The sequence below is a fragment of the Arthrobacter sp. Y3221157 genome, from assembly GCF_059089865.1.
This window is the reverse complement of the sequence record NZ_JBNHFD010000251.1, coordinates 1-285: the sequence shown is the minus strand read 5'-3', so window position 1 is coordinate 285 and position 285 is coordinate 1. Positions and strand designations below refer to the sequence as shown.

The window sequence follows — 285 nt, the reverse complement described above, 5'->3', positions numbered from 1 at the left end:
TCCGCAAGATCCACGAACTGAACCCCGGCACCGGCGTCGAACTGCTCATCCCCGACTTCTCCGGCAACCCCGACCACATCACCGCGATCTGCGACTCAGCCCCCGAAGTCTTCGCCCACAACGTCGAAACCGTACCCAGGATCTTCAAGCGCATCCGCCCCGCGTTCCGCTACGAACGCTCCCTGGATGTCATCACCCAGGGCCGGAACCAGGGCATGGTCACCAAATCCAACCTCATCCTGGGCATGGGCGAAACCCGCGAAGAAATCAGTGAAGCCCTCCGCG

1 protein-coding gene is annotated in these 285 nt (G+C 62.5%); it reads left to right on the top strand.

All coding sequences use genetic code 11. The features are described 5' to 3' along the window. Positions 1-285: radical SAM protein (locus tag AC5RTT_RS20880; RefSeq protein ID WP_494146744.1), on the top strand; the 285-nt coding region annotated here is incomplete at both ends.